Raw genomic sequence first — 504 nt, forward strand, 5'->3', positions numbered from 1 at the left:
AGAGCCTGCCCTCCTCGGTGTGTACCTCGGCGATGTCGATGTGGAAGTAGCCGATCGGGTAGCGCTTGAACTTGGCGCGCCGCGGCTTGTCACCGTCGGTCTCGGGCAAGCGGGAGATGCCGTGGCGTTGGAGGCAGCGATGCAGGGCGGAGCGTGTCAGGTGTGGAATGGTAGGCTGTAAGGCGTAGAGGCAGTCATCGAGCGGCAGCAGTGTATGCCGCCGGAAGGCCACGATCACCGCCTCCTCCTCGATCGAGAGAACCGTCGATACCGGCTTCTTTGGCCCGGTGGGCAGGTCGGCCACGGAGCGCCGCTTTCGCCACTTGGCCACCGTCTTGGGGTTGATGCCGTAGCGCTGAGCCAGGCTCCTCAGGCTCTCTTGACTATGCTGTATCGCTCGACGGACTGCCGCTGTCGTGCTGGCGCAGCCATGAAGAACCTGGCCCATAGTGCCTCCTTCCAGTCGCGGGAGAAGAGTGCACCATCAAATCCTGGGATCAAACA

General features: G+C 63.1%; 1 pseudogene. It reads right to left on the minus strand.

Going from position 1 to position 504, the window contains the following annotated elements:
• Positions 1-448, minus strand: a pseudogene (locus tag F0Q34_RS21685) (IS481 family transposase); the annotation flags it as partial.
• Between the last annotated feature and the right edge of the window lie 56 nt (positions 449-504).

This window comes from Teichococcus oryzae, from assembly GCF_008386565.1.
Taxonomy (GTDB): domain Bacteria; phylum Pseudomonadota; class Alphaproteobacteria; order Acetobacterales; family Acetobacteraceae; genus Pseudoroseomonas; species Pseudoroseomonas oryzae.